The sequence below is a fragment of the Pseudomonas sp. GW821-FHT01C01 genome (assembly GCF_059422645.1).
This window is the reverse complement of record NZ_JBWKXF010000022.1, coordinates 1-16,485: the sequence shown is the minus strand read 5'-3', so window position 1 is coordinate 16,485 and position 16,485 is coordinate 1. Positions and strand designations below refer to the sequence as shown.

The following is a 16,485-nucleotide window of genomic DNA, read 5'->3' as shown; positions in this document are numbered from 1 at the left end:
TCCATCCCGCGTCTGTGTGGCTGCATTCTATAGAAATACGTCGGGGTGTCAACCTTCAATTCCGATAAAACCTGTTTTGCTTCAATCGGTTAGCTTGCCGAGGGGTGGGTGGGTCAGCCTGTGAGGCAGGCGGGGCAAGGCGTGCGGCTCTATCGTGAACGTTTTTTTGATTGAAAAAATAAATTTACCAACGACATTTCCCACGAGTCGAAAAGAACATTCAGACTACTGGTGCTATATACAGGTGTCGGTGAGATACTGCATATCCGTCACACCAACACGCCTTTTCCTTGCCATGAACACTGCTTTGCCATGACTCAGCGAAAGATCATCCATGTCGATTGTGACTGTTTCTACGCCGCCATTGAGATGCGCGACGACCCGCGTCTGGCCGGCAAGCCATTGGCGGTGGGTGGGTCGGCGGACCGGCGTGGGGTGATCGCCACCTGCAATTATGAAGCGCGAGCGTACGGGGTGCGTTCGGCGATGTCCTCCGGGCATGCCTTGAAACTGTGCCCGGACCTGACCATCGTCAAGCCACGCATGGATGCTTATAGAGAAGCGTCCAGGGAAATTCACACGATCTTTCGCGATTACACCGAGATCATTGAGCCGCTCTCGCTCGACGAGGCGTACCTCGATGTGTCGGACAGTGCGTATTTCGGTGGTAGCGCAACGCGGATCGCCCAGGACATCCGGCGCCGGGTCTCCAATCAGTTGCATATCACCGTGTCGGCGGGAGTGGCACCGAACAAGTTTCTGGCCAAGATTGCCAGTGACTGGAAAAAGCCCAATGGCCTGTTTGTCATCACGCCGGACCAGGTCGAGGACTTTGTCAGTGGCTTGCCGGTGAGCAAATTGCACGGGGTCGGTAAAGTCACCGCCGACAAGCTCGGCAAGCTGGGTATCACCGATTGCCTGCAATTGCGCGAGTGGGACAAGTTGGCGTTGGTGCGTGAATTCGGCAGCTTTGGCGAGCGGCTCTGGAGCCTGGCCCGTGGGATTGATGATCGTGTGGTGCACAACGACAATCGTCGTCAGTCAATTAGTGTCGAAAATACCTACGACGTTGACCTGCCGGACCTGAAGAGTTGCCTGGATAAATTGCCCGAGCTGCTGGAGACCCTGGCCGGTCGCATGGCGCGAATCGACAGCAGTTATCGGCCTGGCAAGCCGTTCGTCAAAGTGAAATTCCATGATTTTACCCAGACCACACTGGAGCAGGCCGGGGCAGGGCGGGATCTGGGGAGTTATCAGTTGATGCTGACCCAGGCCTTCAATCGCGGCGGTAAACCGGTGCGGTTGTTGGGCGTCGGCGTGCGACTGGAGGACTTGCGGGGCGGGTTCGAGCAGATGGAGTTGTTTGAGCGGTAGTGGAAGATTGAGGTTAGGCGGTGAATGTCTGGCCGCCTTCGCGAGCAAGCCCGCTCCCACATTGGATTTGTGAATAACGGAAATCCCATGTGGGAGCGGGCTTGCTCGCGAAGCTTTTTGGCTTTAATTGAGCCCCGGATTCGCCACCAGTCGTTCGCCATTGCGGGCCAGCGACTTCAGAAACTCGGTCTGCAATTCGGGATCATTGCGCGTCAGTTCGATCAGGCTCTGTTCCAGTTCGCTGGCTTCTTCTTCAAGACCCAGTTCCGACAGGCGTTTGACCCGGTGGACCCACTGATTGACTTCGTCACCTTCGAGATCGTCATAAATCAGCCCGTGGGCCTCATAGAGCTTGCTGCGCAAGTTGCTGCTGATGACCAGGGTGGAATCGATGTGCACGTTGTCCTGAGCATCCGCAACACGGATCAGCAATCGGCTCAGATGATTGATGTCATGTTCGGCGAACGGGCTGTCCAACAGATTCAGGCGTAACACGCCGTTTTTGTCAGTGCTCAGTTCGAAGGTTTCCTTGCCGGCCTTGACCTCAACCGGGCGCTCGCTCCAGGGCAGGCTTGAATACTCCGTGCGTTTGTCGCGCTGGACTTCATCAATACCGGCCAGGTTTTGCTGCGCACGGCCGTGGGACTGCACGTTCATGAACGGGTTGAGCCCGGCGAAACCGTAGCTCAGCCAGTCCTTGGTCACGCTGTCCGGCAGATTGCCGAGGGCGAACACGTTGACCACGTTGGCACCGATACCCGCCACCACGGCCACCGCGCCCAGCGGGATTTCGTAAATCTCCCGCCAGGGTTGGTACGGCGTATAGCGGTCGTAGTGACGCGTGACTTCGAACTCGGTGACTTCGAAAGTCTTCTGCTCGTGAATTTTCACCCGGCGTTGCGGCAGCTCAAGCACCTTGGGCTCACCGACATCGATCTGCAGGCTGTGGTCGAGCAATTTGCGCTCGACCCGTTCCTCTTGCTCGCTGCGTTGCGACATGTGGTTGGCACAGCCGCTGACCAGCAGGGCACCGCACAAGGCGGCACCACCGAGGCCTAAGGTGTTTCGCTTGAACATGACGTCTCTATATCTGGTATCAGCGGCGGATGCGGGCCTGAAGGAAGGACAGCACGTCGGCGACCGGCAGCGCTTGTGCCTCGGCCTCGGTACGGCTCTTGTATTCCAGGTTGCCTTCGGCCAGGCCGCGGTCGCTGACCACGATCCGGTGTGGAATGCCGATCAGCTCCATGTCCGCGAACTTGATGCCCGGGCTGGTTTTCTTGTCGCGGTCATCGAGCAGCACTTCGAAGCCGGCAGCGGTGAGTTCCGCGTACAGCTTGTCGGTGGCTTCACGAACCTGTTCGGTTTCGTAGCGCAGCGGCACCAGGGCGATCTGGAAAGGCGCGAGGGTGTCGCTCCAGATGATCCCGTTTTCATCGTTGTTCTGCTCGATGGCAGCCGCCACCACGCGGGACACGCCGATGCCGTAGCAACCCATTTCCAGGGTGACCGGCTTGCCGTTCTCGCCAAGCACTTCGCACTTCATCGCTTTGCTGTACTTGTTGCCCAGCTGGAAGATGTGCCCGACTTCGATGCCGCGCTTGATTTCCAGGGTGCCTTTACCGTCCGGGCTCGGGTCGCCGGCCACGACGTTGCGCAGGTCGGCAACGGTCGGAACAGGCAGGTCGCGCTCCCAGTTCACGCCGAAGTAGTGTTTGTCGTCGATGTTGGCGCCAATGCCAAAGTCGCTCATCAGTTCGACCGAGCGGTCGATGATGATCGGCAGCGGCAGGTTCAACGGACCCAGGGAGCCGGCACCGGCACCGATGGCCTCGCGCAGTTCACTTTCCGAGGCCATGACCAGGGGGCTGGCAACGCCTGGCTGGTTGGCGGCCTTGATTTCGTTCAGTTCATGGTCGCCACGGATGATCAGGGCAATCAGCTTGCCTTTCTCTTCTGCGTGCACCACGAGGGTCTTGATGGTTTTCTCGATCGGCAGGTTGAAGCCTTCGACCAGTTGCGCAATGGTCTTGGCGTTCGGGGTGTCGACCAGGCGCAGCTCTTCGGCCGGAGCGGCGCGCGACGTTTCGCGCGGTACGGCTTCGGCTTTTTCGATGTTGGCGGCGTAGTCGGAGCCGTTGCTGAAAACGATATCGTCTTCGCCGGACTCGGCCAGCACGTGGAACTCGTGGGAACCGGCGCCGCCGATGGAGCCGTTGTCGGCTTCAACAGGACGGAACTTCAGGCCCAGGCGGGTGAACACGTTGCAGTAGGCCTGGTGCATGCGGTCGTAGGTGACCTGCAGCGACGGCTGGTCTGCGTGGAACGAATAGGCGTCCTTCATGATGAATTCGCGGCCGCGCATCAAGCCGAAGCGTGGGCGGATTTCATCACGGAATTTGGTCTGGATCTGGTACAGGTTGATCGGCAGCTGCTTGTAGCTGCTCAACTCGTTGCGCATCAGATCGGTGATGACTTCTTCGTGGGTCGGGCCGGCGCAGAAGTCGCGGCCATGGCGATCCTTGAAGCGCAGCAATTCAGGGCCGTACTCTTCCCAGCGCCCGGATTCCTGCCACAGCTCAGCCGGTTGCGTGCTCGGCATCAACACTTCGAGAGAACCGGCGGCGTTCATTTCTTCACGAACGACGGCTTCGACCTTGCGCATTACCCGCAAGCCCATCGGCAGCCAGGTGTACAGGCCCGAGGCGAGTTTGCGGATCATGCCGGCGCGCAGCATCAGCTGGTGGCTGATCACGACCGCGTCGGAAGGCGTTTCTTTTTGTGTGGCGAGCAAAAATTGACTGGTGCGCATGGTTGGCCGTTATCGATTGCTGATGACGAGAAATGACGGAGCATTGTACGGGCGAGATCCGCTGGCGTACAGGCATGCGGTCGGTGGTGTGGCAGGAGGGCGCGATTCACTCGGCCCTCCGCGATTTTTCCTGCGTAAAGAATCTACGATTCTTCGGCGACCGGGGTTTGCACCGGTTCCGGTGTAGGTGTCGGACCTGCGCGGCGGTTCTCCTGGAACCAGTGCAAGGCGATCAAAAGCAGTGTCGGAACGCCCAGCAGGGCGGTGATCAGGAAGAAGTTGTGGTAACCGAATTTTTCTACCATGACCCCGGAGTAGCCGCCGATCAGGCGCGGCAGCAACAGCATGATCGAGCTGAGCAGGGCATATTGGGTGGCGGAGAACTTGAGGTTGGTCAGGCTCGACAAATAGGCGACGAAGGCTGAGGTGGCCAGGCCTGAACTGAAGTTGTCCAGGGAAATGGTCAGGATCAGCATCTTCAGGTTGGGGCCCATATCGGCCAGCATCAGGAACAGCAGATTGGTGGCCGCCGACGAAACGCCACCGATGAACAGGATCGGCAAAATGCCGAAACGCACGATCAGCAGACCGCCCATGCCGGCACCTACCAGCGTCATGATCAGGCCGAAGATCTTGCTGACGCTGGCGATCTGGTCCTTGGTGAAGCCCTGGTCGATGTAGAACACGTTGGCCATCACACCCATGACCGTGTCGGACATCCGGTAGGTGGCGATCAGCCCGAGCAGCAGCAGTGCCTGCCAGCGGTAACGCAGAATGAAGTCGTTGACCGGCGTCAGCACCGGTGCCAGGCCACGACGGCCCATGGCCGAGAGGCACAGGGCGGTGAGGGTGGTGTAGAGGATCGCGCGCAGGAAGGCGCGGTCTTCGAGCAGCAGATCAAGCACGCTCACACCCTGGAACAGCACGCTGGCGAAGTCGGTGTTGTAGAGTTGGGTGAACATCGCCGGAACGGAAACCAGCAGCACGATCAGTACGAACACTGACGCCAGTTGATGCACAAAGCTGTATCGACCGGCCTGCAGTTGTGTGCGCAATGGTACCGGCGGTTCGCGCATGAACAGGCTGGTCAGCAGTGCCGGGACCATCAGGGCGCCGAACAGAATGTAGGTGCCGGCCCATGCCGAATGCTTGTAGTTGAAACCGGTCGAGCCGAAACCTTCAGCGAAATACAGCGCACCGGCGGTGGCCAGCAGGGCGGCGATCCGATACCCGGACATGTAGCTGGCGGCGAGTGCGGCCTGGCGGTTGTCTTCGGCGATTTCCAGGCGGTAGGCGTCTACCGCAATGTCCTGCGTCGCCGATGCGAAAGCGACGACCACGGCAATGGCGATCAGCCAGGACAAATGCTTTTGCGGGTCGCAGAAACCCATCCCGATCAAGCCGAGGATGACCAGTGCCTGGGACAATACGAGCCAGGACCGTCGTCGACCGAGTTTGCCGAGCAATGGCAGTCGCCATTGGTCGAGCAAGGGTGACCAGACCCATTTGAAGGCATACGCCAGGCCGATCAGGCTTGCATAGCCAATGGTTTCACGAGCCACGCCGGCTTCACGCAGCCAGACCGAAAGTGTCGAAAACACCAGCATGTAAGGCAGGCCGGCGGCGAAACCAAGCAGCAACAGCACGAGTGTCGAAGGGCTGGCATAAGCGGCGAGCGCGGCGCGCCAGGTTTTACGGGGCATGGGCTGGAGTCTGCCTCAAGAAATACGGAAACAAAGCGCGCACTCTAACCGCTGTGCTCTACCGGGCGCCAGCCATGGCGCTGAATATCAACACGATTATTCAGGATGCTGATGCCCTCCATGCGTAATCGTGCGCGCTGCTCATCACCCGAAGGGCTGCCCACCGGCAGGCTGATACGCCCGTTTGCACCCAGAACCCGATGCCAGGGCAACTTGCTGTCGCTCGGCAATTGGCTGAGCGTGCGGCCGACCCAGCGAGCGGCGCGACCCAGTCCTGCAAGCTCGGCCAGTTGGCCGTAGCTGACGACTTTGCCTTCGGGTATTTGTGCAAGCGTCAAATACAGCGCCGTGCGTCGGATTTGCGCCGCACTCTCGGGTTCATCGGTTGGATCGGTCACGTCCGTCAGTCCTGAAGAAGTTTGCTTTACCGTCTGTAGAGTAATTCCTGCACAGGCGGTTGAGAAATGAACTCAACAGAAATAGTCGGGTCAGTCCTTGTCAGGGCCTTGTTCCTACGGATAATGCCGACTTTTCTCGCAAGCCTGAGCCTGTATTTTGCTTATGTTGTCCAGATGCCTGCTGTGTCTCGCCGTCCTTGGTGCTTCCACTCCCTTGCTAGCCGATACCGTGTGGCTGAACAACGGCGACAAGCTGAGCGGCAAGATCACGCTGTTCGATGGCGGCAAACTGCTGATCCAGACCGAGTACGCCGGTGCGGTCACGATCGACTGGAAACAGGTCAAGACTCTGGAGAGCGATCAGGAGTTGCTGGTCAAGCAGGATGCCTACAGTGGCGAGAAAGCCAAGTCGCTGAAAGCGGCGGACGCCGGCAAGGTGACGCTGGCCAATGGTGAAGCACCGAAGACGGTCGAACTGGCGAGCATTCAGCAGATTCTCAAGCCAAAACCGGTGGTCGAGGATCTGGTGTGGAAAGGCAACGTCGATGTCGCGCTGGATTATCAGCGGGCGGAAAACGACACCGATGACTACGACATCGATTTCAAGACCAGTGCGCGACACGGTCGCTGGCGGCACACCGCTGAAGGTGAATACAACCGTGAGTTCCAGGACGACGTGGTGACCACCGACAACTGGCGGGCCGAGTACTCCATCGACCGATTCCTGACCGAGCAATGGTTCTGGCAGGGGCGCCTGGTCTACAAGCGCGACAAGGTCGAAGACCTTTCCCGTCAGCGCACCGTCGGTACCGGTCCCGGCTATCAGTTCTGGGATGACGAACTCGGGGCGTTCTCCCTCGGCTCGCTGGTCAACCACACGGACTATGAGTTCTCCGACGGCAGCAAGGACAATTTCTACGCCCTGGCCATGAAGTGGGATTACAACCGATACCTGATTGGCAAACGTGTCGAGTTCTTCACCAATGGCGAGGTCGGCAAGCCGCTGTCGGATGTGGCCGACTATGCACTCGATGCCGAGATGGGATTACGCTACAAGGTGACCGAATGGGCTTCGCTGAACCTGAAGGCGGAGCGGGACATCATCAGTGGCACCGACGATGCGGATCTGGACACGACCCGGTACACCGCCGGGTTTGGGGTGACCTGGTAAGAAAATCAAAAGATCGCAGGCTGCGATCTTTTTTTGCCTGGAGAAACACTCAGGCACAAAAAAGCCCCGCTGTTGAGGGCGGGGCTTTTTACTAAAGCAAGTACAAGTTAGATAACTTGAACTTCTTCAGCTTGCATGCCTTTCTGACCGCGGGTAGCGATGAAAGAAACCTGTTGGCCTTCTTTCAGGCTTTTGAAGCCGTCGGACTGGATAGCTTTGAAGTGAACGAACAGGTCGTCACCGGATTGTGGGGTGATGAAGCCGAAGCCTTTTTCATCGTTGAACCACTTAACGGTACCGGTTTGGCGATTAGACATGGTGTAACTCCTTGAACAAAGATAACTGCGACTCAGGAAGAACCCTGGCCGAGACTGAGTGCAAAGAGCAGGAAAAATTCTTGTAGATGGTTGGATCGAAATTCAACATATCGTGTAGAGATTCTCAGTGACACAAGCAGCACAGTGACGCCACCTTAACCCTTTTTCCGGGACGTGCCAATGCTTCTTGCGAAGGTTTCTCTGTTTTAGGGATCGGCGGTGTGACGGTTCGTCGCTAGCGCGCGTAATTCCTGCATGTTCGGCGAGAATTGCACCCCGGACTTTGAACCCGGCGGCGCGCCCGGTAAGATGCCGGACAGAATTTTTCGACCTCGCTATTCAGGACACCCGCCATGAGCATCAAATCGGACAAGTGGATTCGCCGCATGGCGCAAGAGCACGGCATGATCGAGCCTTTCGTCGAGCGCCAGGTGCGCGGCAGCGACGATAGCCGTGTGATCTCCTACGGCGTGTCGAGCTACGGCTACGATGTGCGTTGCACCAATCATTTCAAGGTGTTCACCAACATCAATTCGGCCATCGTCGACCCGAAAAACTTCGATGCCGGCAGCTTCGTCGACATCCACAGCGATGTGTGCATCATTCCGCCGAACTCCTTCGCCCTGGCCAGCACCGTCGAATACTTCCGCATTCCGCGCAATGTATTGACCATTTGCCTGGGTAAAAGCACCTATGCGCGCTGCGGCATCATCGTCAACGTCACGCCGCTTGAGCCTGAGTGGGAAGGTCACGTGACCCTGGAATTCTCCAATACCACTAACCTGCCGGCGAAGATCTACGCCAACGAAGGCGTGGCGCAGATGCTGTTCCTTGAGTCGGACGAAGAATGTGAAGTGTCTTACAAGGACCGTGGCGGCAAGTACCAGGGGCAGCGCGGCGTGACCCTGCCGCGCACCTGAGTCAACCGTCCGACAAATGCCGGGAATTCCTGAGCGGGCGTACACTCTATGGGGTGTACTGCTCCGATCCGCGCAAGGCGGGTCGGGCCATCGCTCAGGAGTGCCGAATGAAGATCGATCCGCGAATCAGTGCCGAACTGGCAAGGTTTGAACCCAATCAGGTTGGCGTTCTGGCCTGGTCCTTGTTGGCACATCCGCCCGTCAGCATGGCGGGCGGCATCCCCGGCCAGCCCGACCCCGATACCCCGAACGAACAGCCTAACGAGCCTGGCGAACCTACCCTGCCGGACGAGCCGCCTCCTGCGCCTGTCGTCTGATAGTTCAGACGCTATAGATCAAAAAAAGTGGGAGCGGGCTTGCTCGCGAAAGCGGTGTGTCAGGCGGCATGAATGCCACTGATACTCCGTCTTCGCGAGCAAGCCCGCTCCCACAGGTTTTTCTGTAGACGTTATTTCAGGTTACCGCTGAGGAACTGCTTCAACCGCTCGCTTTTCGGTTTGCCCAGCACGTCTTCCGGCGCACCTTCTTCCTCCACCAGACCCTGGTGCAGAAACAGCACCTGGCTCGACACTTTGCGGGCGAAGCTCATTTCGTGGGTCACCATGATCATGGTCCGGCCTTCTTCGGCCAGGCCCTGGATCACTTTCAGTACTTCGCCAACCAGTTCCGGGTCCAGCGCCGAGGTCGGCTCGTCGAACAGCATGACTTCCGGTTCCATGGCCAGTGCGCGGGCGATGGCGACCCGTTGTTGCTGGCCGCCGGACAGGAATGCCGGGTATTGGTCCGCCACGCGGGACGCCAGGCCCACCTTGTCGAGGTAGCGCCGGGCGCGGTCCTCGGCTTCTTTTTTGTCGCACCCCAGCACCCGGCGCGGGGCCATGGTGATGTTTTCCAGCACCGTCATATGGCTCCACAGGTTGAAGTGCTGGAACACCATGGCCAGGCGGGTGCGAATCCGCTGCAGTTCGTTGGCGTCGGCCACGTGCATGCCGTGACGATCCTTGATCATGCGGATGTTCTGGCCGTCGAGGCTCATGGCGCCGTCGTTGGGTTGTTCCAGGAAGTTGATGCAACGCAGGAAGGTACTTTTACCCGAGCCGCTGGCGCCAATCAGGCTGATGACGTCGCCGGTTCTGGCCTTGAGCGAAACACCTTTGAGGACTTCATGTTCGCCATAACTTTTATGCAGGCCTTCGATGGTCAATTTGTACATGGGGCGTGCATCCTCAAGGCGAAAGTAGATAGCCGCTGCGATAGGCTTCGGTGCCCGCGACGTGGGCGATCACCATGCCGGCAGTGGCCATGCGGCGCAGCGAACGGGCGTACATCAGCCCGGCGGCGGTGCAATGGACGGGGGTGACGCGATCGTTGATCGGATCAATGATCTCGGCGATCAGTTGCCCGGCTTCCAGGTACTGGCCCGGCAGCGCGGTAAACACCAGCAGCCCGCCGACGGGCGTGGCCACCGGCTCTACACCGGCCAGCGGTGTCGCCGGATAGGGCAGGTCGGGCAGGGGCGCGGGTTCGCCGGCGATCGCGCCGAAATGGATCAGGTAGTCGATCAGCGCCTGGCAGTCGAGGCTGGCCAGCGGGTGATTGACATCGCCCTGACCGCGCAATTCGACGGTCACCGAAAAACTCCCCGGCGCAATGTCGAACTGCTCCCCGAAGCGCTCCTTCAACTGCCACCAAAGCAGGGTGAAGCATTCGTCGAACGACTGGCCGCCGGAGTCGGTTGCCAGCAGACTGGCTTCGGCGCCGATGTAACGGGCCAACGGTTCGACCTGCGGCCAGGCGTCCGGCGTAGTGTACAGATGCGCAACCGCTTCGAAATCGCAATGCAGGTCGAGCACCATGTCGGCGTCGCAGGCCAACCGTTGCAGGGTCAGGCGCTGGGATTGCAATTGGGTGTCGGCGGTCTGCCGGGCCAGCGCATCGCGCAGGCTGCTGCGGATCAATTGCAGGTTGTGCTGCGGATCGTCACCGAGCTTGTCTTCGATCGCGTTCCCGACTTCTTCACTGAGGTCGACGAACCAGCGGTTGAAGTTCTGGCCGCTTTCCAGCTCGTAGCGGCCTAGCGGCACATCCATCAGCACCTGCTCCAGGCCTACCGGGTTGGCGATGGGCACCAGCACGATTTCGCTGCGCAGGCGACCGGCGGCTTCCAGCTCCGCCAGGCGTTGCTTGAGGTGCCAGGCCACCAGCATGCCGGGCATTTCGTCGGCGTGCAGGGAGGCCTGGATGTAGATCTTGCCGTTGGCCGGTTGTGGGCCGAAGTGAAAACTGTGGATCTGTCGCGCGGTCCCCGGCAGCGGGGCCAGCAGGTCATGTTTCTGGTGGCGCATCTGTTGTTCCTGAAGCAGGTTGAGACCTAGTGGGTCGGCCCGAGGAAGGCCAGCCATCGACGTTCGGCAAGGCGGAACAGGCCGACCAGCGCAAAAGTGACGGTCAGGTAGATCAGCGCGGCAATGCCGAACGACTGGAAAGTCAGGAATGTCGCCGAGTTGGCGTCCCGCGCGACTTTCAGGATGTCCGGGATGGTCGCGGTGAAGGCCACGGTGGTCGAGTGCAACATCAGAATCACTTCGTTGCTGTAGTAAGGCAGCGAACGACGCAGGGCCGACGGCATGATCACGTAGGCGTACAGCTTCCAGCCGGTCAGGCCGTAAGCCTTGGCGGCCTCGACTTCACCGTGGTTCATGCTGCGAATGGCCCCGGCGAAGATCTCCGTGGTGTAGGCGCAGGTGTTCAGGGCAAAGGCGAGGATGGTGCAATTCATCGCATCGCGAAAGAACGCATCCAGCACCGGCTGAGCCCGAATGGCGGCCAGGCTGTAGATCCCGGTGTAACAAATCAGCAGCTGAATATAGAGTGGCGTACCCCGGAACAGGTAGGTGTAGAACTGCACCGGCAAGCGGATGTAGAAGTGCGGGGACACTCGGGCAATGGACAGCGGGATCGACACCAGAAAGCCGATGAAGATCGACGCGCTGAGCAGCCACAGGGTCATGGCCAGGCCGGTGATGTTGTTGCCGTCGCTGTAGAGGAAGGGTTTCCAGTATTCCTGCAGAAGTTCGATCATCGTACGGCCTCCCGGGTACCGGCGGAGTAACGACGTTCGAGCCAGCGCAGAATGAAGTTGGACGCGCTGGTGATCACCAGATAGATCAGCGCGGCAAGTACCAGGAAGTAGAACAGCTGATAGCTGCTTTTGCCGGCGTCCTGGGCCGCCTTGACCAGATCGGCGAGGCCGATGATCGACACCAGGGCGGTGGCCTTGAGCATCACCATCCAGTTGTTACCGATACCCGGCAGGGCATAACGCATCATCTGCGGGAACACCACGATCCAGAAGCGCTGGCCGCGCTTGAGACCATAGGCGGTGGCGGCTTCGACCTGACCCCGTGGGACGGCGAGAATCGCGCCACGGAAGGTTTCGGTGAAATACGCACCGTAGATGAAGCCAAGGGTAATGACCCCGGCGCTGAACGGGTTGATCTCGATGTATTCCCATTCCATGAAATCGGTAAGCGAGGTCAGCCAGGTTTGCAGGCTGTAGAAAATCAGCAGCATCAGGACCAGGTCCGGAACGCCGCGAATGAGGGTGGTGTAAAGCTGGGCAGGCACGCGCATCAGTTTGAGTTTCGACAACTTGGCACTGGCGCCGAGCAGCCCGAGCAGTACGGCGACCAACAGCGACAACGCCGACAGTTTGATCGTCATCCAGGTGCCTTGCATCAGCAGCGGACCGAAGCCCTTGAGGCTGAAAGCTGAGAGCCCCAGATTTTGTAATAGGTTTTCGAACATAAATCAGCAACCTGATCGGATGAAAAAAGCGCCCATCGCGAGATGGGCGCCGGGCATTATTTGCCGCTGTACAGGTTCAGATCGCCAAAGTGTTTCTTCTGAATGGTGGCGTAGGTGCCATCATCGTGTAACGCTTTGATACCTTTATCCAAAAGTGCTTTCAGCTCGGTGTTACCTTTCTTAATGCCAACGGCTGTTTTGGCTGGCAGCAAAGCGTTGTCGACCGGCTTGCTGACATCGTAGTCGGCACCCTGTGGGGACTTCAGGAAGCCCAGTTCGGCTTGCAGCATGTCCTGGATCCCTGCATCGAGACGACCGGAAGTCAAGTCGGCGTAGACCTGATCCTGGTTGGCGTAAGCCTGGGTTTTCACGCCAGCCTTGTCCAGCACGGCTTTGGCATAGGCTTCCTGAATGGTGCCTTGTTCGTAGCCGACGGTTTTGCCCTTGAGGGACGCGACGTCTGCGGTCACGCCAGAACCTTTCTTGGACACGTAAGCGGTTGGACCGGAGAACAGTTCGCTGGAGAAGTCGATGACTTTTTCACGGGCTTCGGTAACGGTCATCGACGAGATGACACCGTCGAATTTATTGGCTTTGAGGCCGGGAATCATGCCGTCGAAGTCACTTTCGACCCACTTGCACTTGACCTTCAATTCGGCGCAGATCGCGTTCCCAAGATCGATGTCGAAACCTACCAGGCTGCCATCGGCCGCTTTCGACTCGAACGGTGCGTAGGAAGGGTCAACGCCGAAGCGCAGTTCTTTGTACTCCTTCGCCATGGCGGAGCCAGCAGCCATGCACAACGCCAGTGCAGAAAGGGTCAGCAATGCTTTTTTCATTATTCAATCCCTAAAAACCAATATGAGCGCTTGTGGCGCAGAATTATTGTTACTGGAAAGCGTAAGACCTATTGAAAGTAGCAATTTCCGAACCAGAGTGCCGAACAAGCGTTTTAAAAGGTGCTTGGAGAGTGGCCGGAGACTGATTTATGCACGAAAACGGGCGCAGGGAAATGGGTGCATCAAATCAGCGCAGCGCAAAATGAAAACTGTGGCGAGGAAGCTTGCTCCCGCTGGAGCGCGAAGCGGTCCCGATGTTGAGTCATCGCGCCTGCCATGCGGCCGAACGGGAGCAAGCTCCCTCGCCACAAAAGGACGGTTTGACTGAGCAGACTTTGCAGGGTTGCCAAGCTGTCGGCTTCGTCGACCGACTAGTCCTTGCGCCAGCGCAACCGCGAAGGCGATTCAACATTCAACCTCTATTTTGAATGTCAGACCGCCTTCACGAGCAGACTCCCACAGGTACAGCGCAGGTTTATTTTCCTGGAGTCAGCGTCAACCGCGCCTTGCCGTAAGCGTTGTCAAAGTTTTGCGGCTGCATCGGCAGACTCATGTACTGGCCCTTGAGCCACGGTTCGATGCTGTTGAGGTAGTTCGCACTGGCCGGGTTGCCGGACTGGCCGGTGCCGTTCTGCGCCATCAGCGGTTCGGACTGGCCGAAGTCGACGATAAAGCGCATGGCGGGCGCCAGCGTGGTGTTGAAGTCCTGGCCCCAGGCGAAGGCAGCGGTGTTGAGCGTGGTGTGATCGCCGCCGGCCGGCAGCGGTCCGCGTACCGTCTGGCCGCTGGTGTTTTTCCACTCATAGCGGTGCAGTTTGCCCCACTGCCAGGCTTTGTGATCGCCGCCCAACTGGCTGTCGCCGGCGCTGATCGCTGCGGCGAGGCTGCGGGCGAGGATGGCCGGTTTGTCTTCTTTCTGCGCGGTGCGCACGTCATCCCAGAACGGGCTGTCCTCACGCCCCAGCAAGTGATCGGCCTGGGCCGCGTAGGACAACTTGCCGTCAGCGACAAAAGCTTTCCATGCCGGGCTGCTTTCCGGGCCCAGTTCATCGAGGAAGATCTGCCGGGTACTTTCCTGCAGGAACAACTCGTAAATTGCCGCATCGGTGGAGGTCGGACTGAGCTTGCCATCGAACGCCATCAAGCGGCTGTAGGCTTCGTGTGCCTTGGCGCGATCGGCCGCCGGCAAGGCGTCCATGGCTTGCTTGAGCGGCTGGGCCATGCCCGGTGCTTCGAACATCTTCTTCAGCTTGGCAGCGAAGGTGGTGCTCTGGTCGTATTGCATGGCGATCACACTGCGGCTGTCGTGTTTGCCTGCGCCGGCCAGCTCGGCCAGACGCTCGCCACGTTCCGGTGCTGCCCACGAATTGGACAATTGCATGCCATAGCCATGGGGAATGACCCGCTGGTTGGCGGTGCCGAGCCAGCCTTGGGCCGGGTCCTGGTCGTACGGGTGCAGCATCGGGTCGGCATAACCGTCCCAGTCGTAACGACCTTCCCAGCCCGGCGAGGGCAGCAGGCCTTCACCTTCGCGGCGGTTCGGGTAACGACCGGTGACTTGCCAGCCAATATGGCTCGCATCGGCAAACACCAGGTTCAGCGCAATGGCGCGGATTTCACGGCTGGCATCCGAGGCTTTCTCGACGCTCTGGGCGCGGGACAGGTCGAAGAACGCGTCCAGGGTTTTGTCGTCAGTGAAATTCGGCATCTGCAAGGCCAGGCCGAAACCATTGGCCAGCGTGGTGCCCTGGGCGCTGTTGAGCAGCGGACCATGGCGAGTTTCGTATACCGCTTCGCGAATCGGCCGCTGGCCTTTGACGAAGTAGGTTTCATTGCGCACGATCGCCGGCAGCCACTTCCCGGCGTTTTCGTAGGTGAGCCCGTTGCCCTGGCGTTTGATCTTCTCCAGGAACAGGTCCTGGTTGTCGCCCATCACCGAGGTCATGCTCCACGCCACTTTGCCGTTGTAACCCCCCAGCACCATTGGCAGGCCCGCGATGGTCACGCCGGACGCCTGGTACTTCGGCGCGCGAATCTGCACGTAACTGAACAACGAAGGCACGCCCAGCGGGCCGTGACTGTCACTGGCCAACAGGCTCTTGCCGCTGCGGCTGCGTTGCGGGGCGATGGCCCAGTTGTTCGACGAGGTGGCGCCCAGCAGGTTCCGGTCCGACAGTTGTCCCGTGGCTTTGCTGAGTTCGGCCAGCCCCGGCACCTGCCCGTTGAGCTTGATGCCTTGCAGTTTTTCGCTTTCGGCGACCGGCAGTTTTTCGTCGGGAGCCGATGGCGTCAGCCACGCCAGTTTGTCGGTGGTGACGGTTTGGGCCAGCACCAGCGCGGAAATTTCTTCCGGCAGGTTGGTCGACTGGCTGAAGTTCAACAGGCAGAAAATCAGCGCCGAATCTTCTGGCTGCCAGTATTCAGGCTGGTAGCCGGTGGCCGCGAGGTCCGCCGGCAGCTTGTCGCGGTAGCGGAACAGGTAAGCGTTGACCCCGCGCGCATAGACTTCGAAGAAGCGCTTGAGGCGCGGCGAAGAGGCCTTGTACAACTCGCCAGCACTTTTCTTCAGGTTGACCGCCCGCATGTATCGGTCGGCATCCAGCAGGTCGGCACCGTGCATCTCGGCCAAACGGCCCTGGGCCAGAAGGCGCAGGGTGACCATCTGCGTGATGCGGTCGCTGGCATGCACGTAACCGAGGGTGAACAGCGCGTCGTGGAAGCTGTTGCTTTCGATCAGCGGCATGCCCATGGCATTGCGACGCACCGAAACGTTCTGCGCCAGGCCCTTGAGCGGTTGTACACCGGAGGTCGGCGGGAGGGTGTCCTGGGCGTTGAAGTTCTGACAACCGGTCAGGCTCAAGACACCGGCCACTGCTGCGGCAACGCCGAACCGGGGTAGAAAATGAGTAAGGGCTGGCGAGGCCATGGCAAAGCTCCTGCGGGGGGTAGAGGCGGCGGCGCGCAATAAAGGCGCTACGTTAGTGAGCGGGAGGTGGCCACGCAAGCGGGGTGCAAGGTTATTTCAGGATTTGTCTGATAAACCACAAATTCGCAGCGGATGAATCCCTGTGGCGAGGGAGCTTGCTCCCGCTGGAGCGCGAAGCGCTCCCCAGCATTCCTTCAACCATATCTCGGCTGCAGGTT

15 protein-coding genes are annotated in these 16,485 nt (G+C 59.4%); 4 read left to right on the top strand and 11 right to left on the bottom strand.

The features are described from left to right. The first annotated feature begins 312 nt into the window (after positions 1 to 312). Positions 313 to 1,374 (top strand): DNA polymerase IV, encoded by a 1,062-nt coding sequence (dinB, locus tag AC07XF_RS15265; RefSeq protein ID WP_495027141.1) that lies wholly within the window; start codon positions 313 to 315, stop codon positions 1,372 to 1,374. Positions 1,375 to 1,497: 123 nt separating this feature from the next. On the opposite strand, the gene AC07XF_RS15260 is transcribed toward dinB, so the two are convergent. The 4 genes from AC07XF_RS15260 to AC07XF_RS15245 all read right to left on the bottom strand — a co-directional run bounded on the left by AC07XF_RS15260 (position 1,498) and on the right by AC07XF_RS15245 (position 6,287). Next, positions 1,498 to 2,451, bottom strand: coding sequence for a hypothetical protein (locus AC07XF_RS15260; RefSeq protein ID WP_495027140.1), 954 nt, complete (start codon positions 2,449 to 2,451; stop codon positions 1,498 to 1,500). 19 nt (positions 2,452 to 2,470) lie between these two features. Then, positions 2,471 to 4,186, bottom strand: coding sequence for a proline--tRNA ligase (locus AC07XF_RS15255; RefSeq protein WP_495027139.1), 1,716 nt, complete (start codon positions 4,184 to 4,186; stop codon positions 2,471 to 2,473). A gap of 143 nt (positions 4,187 to 4,329) precedes the next feature. After that, positions 4,330 to 5,889 (bottom strand): AmpG family muropeptide MFS transporter, encoded by a 1,560-nt coding sequence (locus AC07XF_RS15250; RefSeq protein WP_007981571.1) that lies wholly within the window; start codon positions 5,887 to 5,889, stop codon positions 4,330 to 4,332. A gap of 44 nt (positions 5,890 to 5,933) precedes the next feature. Beyond that, positions 5,934 to 6,287: an MGMT family protein gene (locus AC07XF_RS15245; protein ID WP_310056626.1), complete on the bottom strand. Its 354-nt coding sequence runs from the start codon at positions 6,285 to 6,287 to the stop codon at positions 5,934 to 5,936. A gap of 163 nt (positions 6,288 to 6,450) precedes the next feature. Here AC07XF_RS15245 and AC07XF_RS15240 point away from each other — a divergent pair, with 163 nt between their 5' ends. Next, entirely contained in the window at positions 6,451 to 7,458 is a 1,008-nt protein-coding gene (locus tag AC07XF_RS15240; protein ID WP_495027138.1) for a DUF481 domain-containing protein, read from the top strand. 107 nt (positions 7,459 to 7,565) lie between these two features. Here the strand turns inward: AC07XF_RS15240 and AC07XF_RS15235 are convergent, their stop codons facing one another. Next, entirely contained in the window at positions 7,566 to 7,775 is a 210-nt protein-coding gene (locus AC07XF_RS15235) for a cold-shock protein (protein WP_002554837.1), read from the bottom strand. Between the two features lie 353 nt (positions 7,776 to 8,128). Here AC07XF_RS15235 and dcd point away from each other — a divergent pair, with 353 nt between their 5' ends. Both dcd and AC07XF_RS15225 read left to right on the top strand, forming a co-directional pair. Continuing rightward, positions 8,129 to 8,695 (top strand): dCTP deaminase, encoded by a 567-nt coding sequence (gene dcd, locus AC07XF_RS15230; protein WP_007904652.1) that lies wholly within the window; start codon positions 8,129 to 8,131, stop codon positions 8,693 to 8,695. 107 nt (positions 8,696 to 8,802) lie between these two features. Further along, a complete protein-coding gene (locus AC07XF_RS15225) occupies positions 8,803 to 9,012 on the top strand; it encodes a hypothetical protein (RefSeq protein ID WP_204930092.1) in 210 nt (69 codons plus the stop codon). Between the two features lie 131 nt (positions 9,013 to 9,143). On the opposite strand, the gene AC07XF_RS15220 is transcribed toward AC07XF_RS15225, so the two are convergent. The 6 genes from AC07XF_RS15220 to AC07XF_RS15195 form a co-directional block, all read right to left on the bottom strand. Then, entirely contained in the window at positions 9,144 to 9,908 is a 765-nt protein-coding gene (locus AC07XF_RS15220) for an ABC transporter ATP-binding protein (protein ID WP_495027137.1), read from the bottom strand. A 13-nt stretch (positions 9,909 to 9,921) separates the two neighbouring features. After that, positions 9,922 to 11,040 carry a succinylglutamate desuccinylase/aspartoacylase family protein gene (locus AC07XF_RS15215; protein ID WP_495027136.1) on the bottom strand — a complete coding sequence of 373 codons (1,119 nt, stop codon included), beginning with the start codon at positions 11,038 to 11,040 and terminating at the stop codon, positions 9,922 to 9,924. Positions 11,041 to 11,066: 26 nt separating this feature from the next. After that, positions 11,067 to 11,777 (bottom strand): ABC transporter permease, encoded by a 711-nt coding sequence (locus AC07XF_RS15210; protein ID WP_495027135.1) that lies wholly within the window; start codon positions 11,775 to 11,777, stop codon positions 11,067 to 11,069. Then, positions 11,774 to 12,502, bottom strand: a complete 729-nt coding sequence (locus tag AC07XF_RS15205) for an ABC transporter permease (protein ID WP_007992365.1) — start codon at positions 12,500 to 12,502, stop codon at positions 11,774 to 11,776. Before AC07XF_RS15205 ends, AC07XF_RS15210 begins: the two co-directional genes overlap by 4 nt. A 56-nt stretch (positions 12,503 to 12,558) precedes the next feature. Next, the gene (locus tag AC07XF_RS15200) at positions 12,559 to 13,341 is read right to left on the bottom strand and encodes a transporter substrate-binding domain-containing protein (protein WP_495027134.1); all 783 of its coding nucleotides are present in this window, start codon (positions 13,339 to 13,341) and stop codon (positions 12,559 to 12,561) included. A 475-nt stretch (positions 13,342 to 13,816) separates the two neighbouring features. Further along, positions 13,817 to 16,267, bottom strand: coding sequence for a penicillin acylase family protein (locus AC07XF_RS15195; RefSeq protein ID WP_495027133.1), 2,451 nt, complete (start codon positions 16,265 to 16,267; stop codon positions 13,817 to 13,819). Positions 16,268 to 16,485 lie beyond the last annotated feature (218 nt).

Coding starts and splice junctions, on each gene's coding strand:
- AC07XF_RS15260 (WP_495027140.1), bottom strand. CDS start 2,451: ATGTTCAAGCGAAACACCTTAGGCCTCGGTGGTGCCGCCTTGTGCGGT.
- AC07XF_RS15250 (WP_007981571.1), bottom strand. CDS start 5,889: ATGCCCCGTAAAACCTGGCGCGCCGCGCTCGCCGCTTATGCCAGCCCT.
- AC07XF_RS15215 (WP_495027136.1), bottom strand. CDS start 11,040: ATGCGCCACCAGAAACATGACCTGCTGGCCCCGCTGCCGGGGACCGCG.
- AC07XF_RS15220 (WP_495027137.1), bottom strand. CDS start 9,908: ATGTACAAATTGACCATCGAAGGCCTGCATAAAAGTTATGGCGAACAT.
- AC07XF_RS15195 (WP_495027133.1), bottom strand. CDS start 16,267: ATGGCCTCGCCAGCCCTTACTCATTTTCTACCCCGGTTCGGCGTTGCC.
- AC07XF_RS15200 (WP_495027134.1), bottom strand. CDS start 13,341: ATGAAAAAAGCATTGCTGACCCTTTCTGCACTGGCGTTGTGCATGGCT.
- AC07XF_RS15255 (WP_495027139.1), bottom strand. CDS start 4,186: ATGCGCACCAGTCAATTTTTGCTCGCCACACAAAAAGAAACGCCTTCC.
- AC07XF_RS15235 (WP_002554837.1), bottom strand. CDS start 7,775: ATGTCTAATCGCCAAACCGGTACCGTTAAGTGGTTCAACGATGAAAAA.
- AC07XF_RS15225 (WP_204930092.1), top strand. CDS start 8,803: ATGAAGATCGATCCGCGAATCAGTGCCGAACTGGCAAGGTTTGAACCC.
- AC07XF_RS15210 (WP_495027135.1), bottom strand. CDS start 11,777: ATGATCGAACTTCTGCAGGAATACTGGAAACCCTTCCTCTACAGCGAC.
- dcd (WP_007904652.1), top strand. CDS start 8,129: ATGAGCATCAAATCGGACAAGTGGATTCGCCGCATGGCGCAAGAGCAC.
- AC07XF_RS15240 (WP_495027138.1), top strand. CDS start 6,451: ATGTTGTCCAGATGCCTGCTGTGTCTCGCCGTCCTTGGTGCTTCCACT.
- AC07XF_RS15205 (WP_007992365.1), bottom strand. CDS start 12,502: ATGTTCGAAAACCTATTACAAAATCTGGGGCTCTCAGCTTTCAGCCTC.
- dinB (WP_495027141.1), top strand. CDS start 313: ATGACTCAGCGAAAGATCATCCATGTCGATTGTGACTGTTTCTACGCC.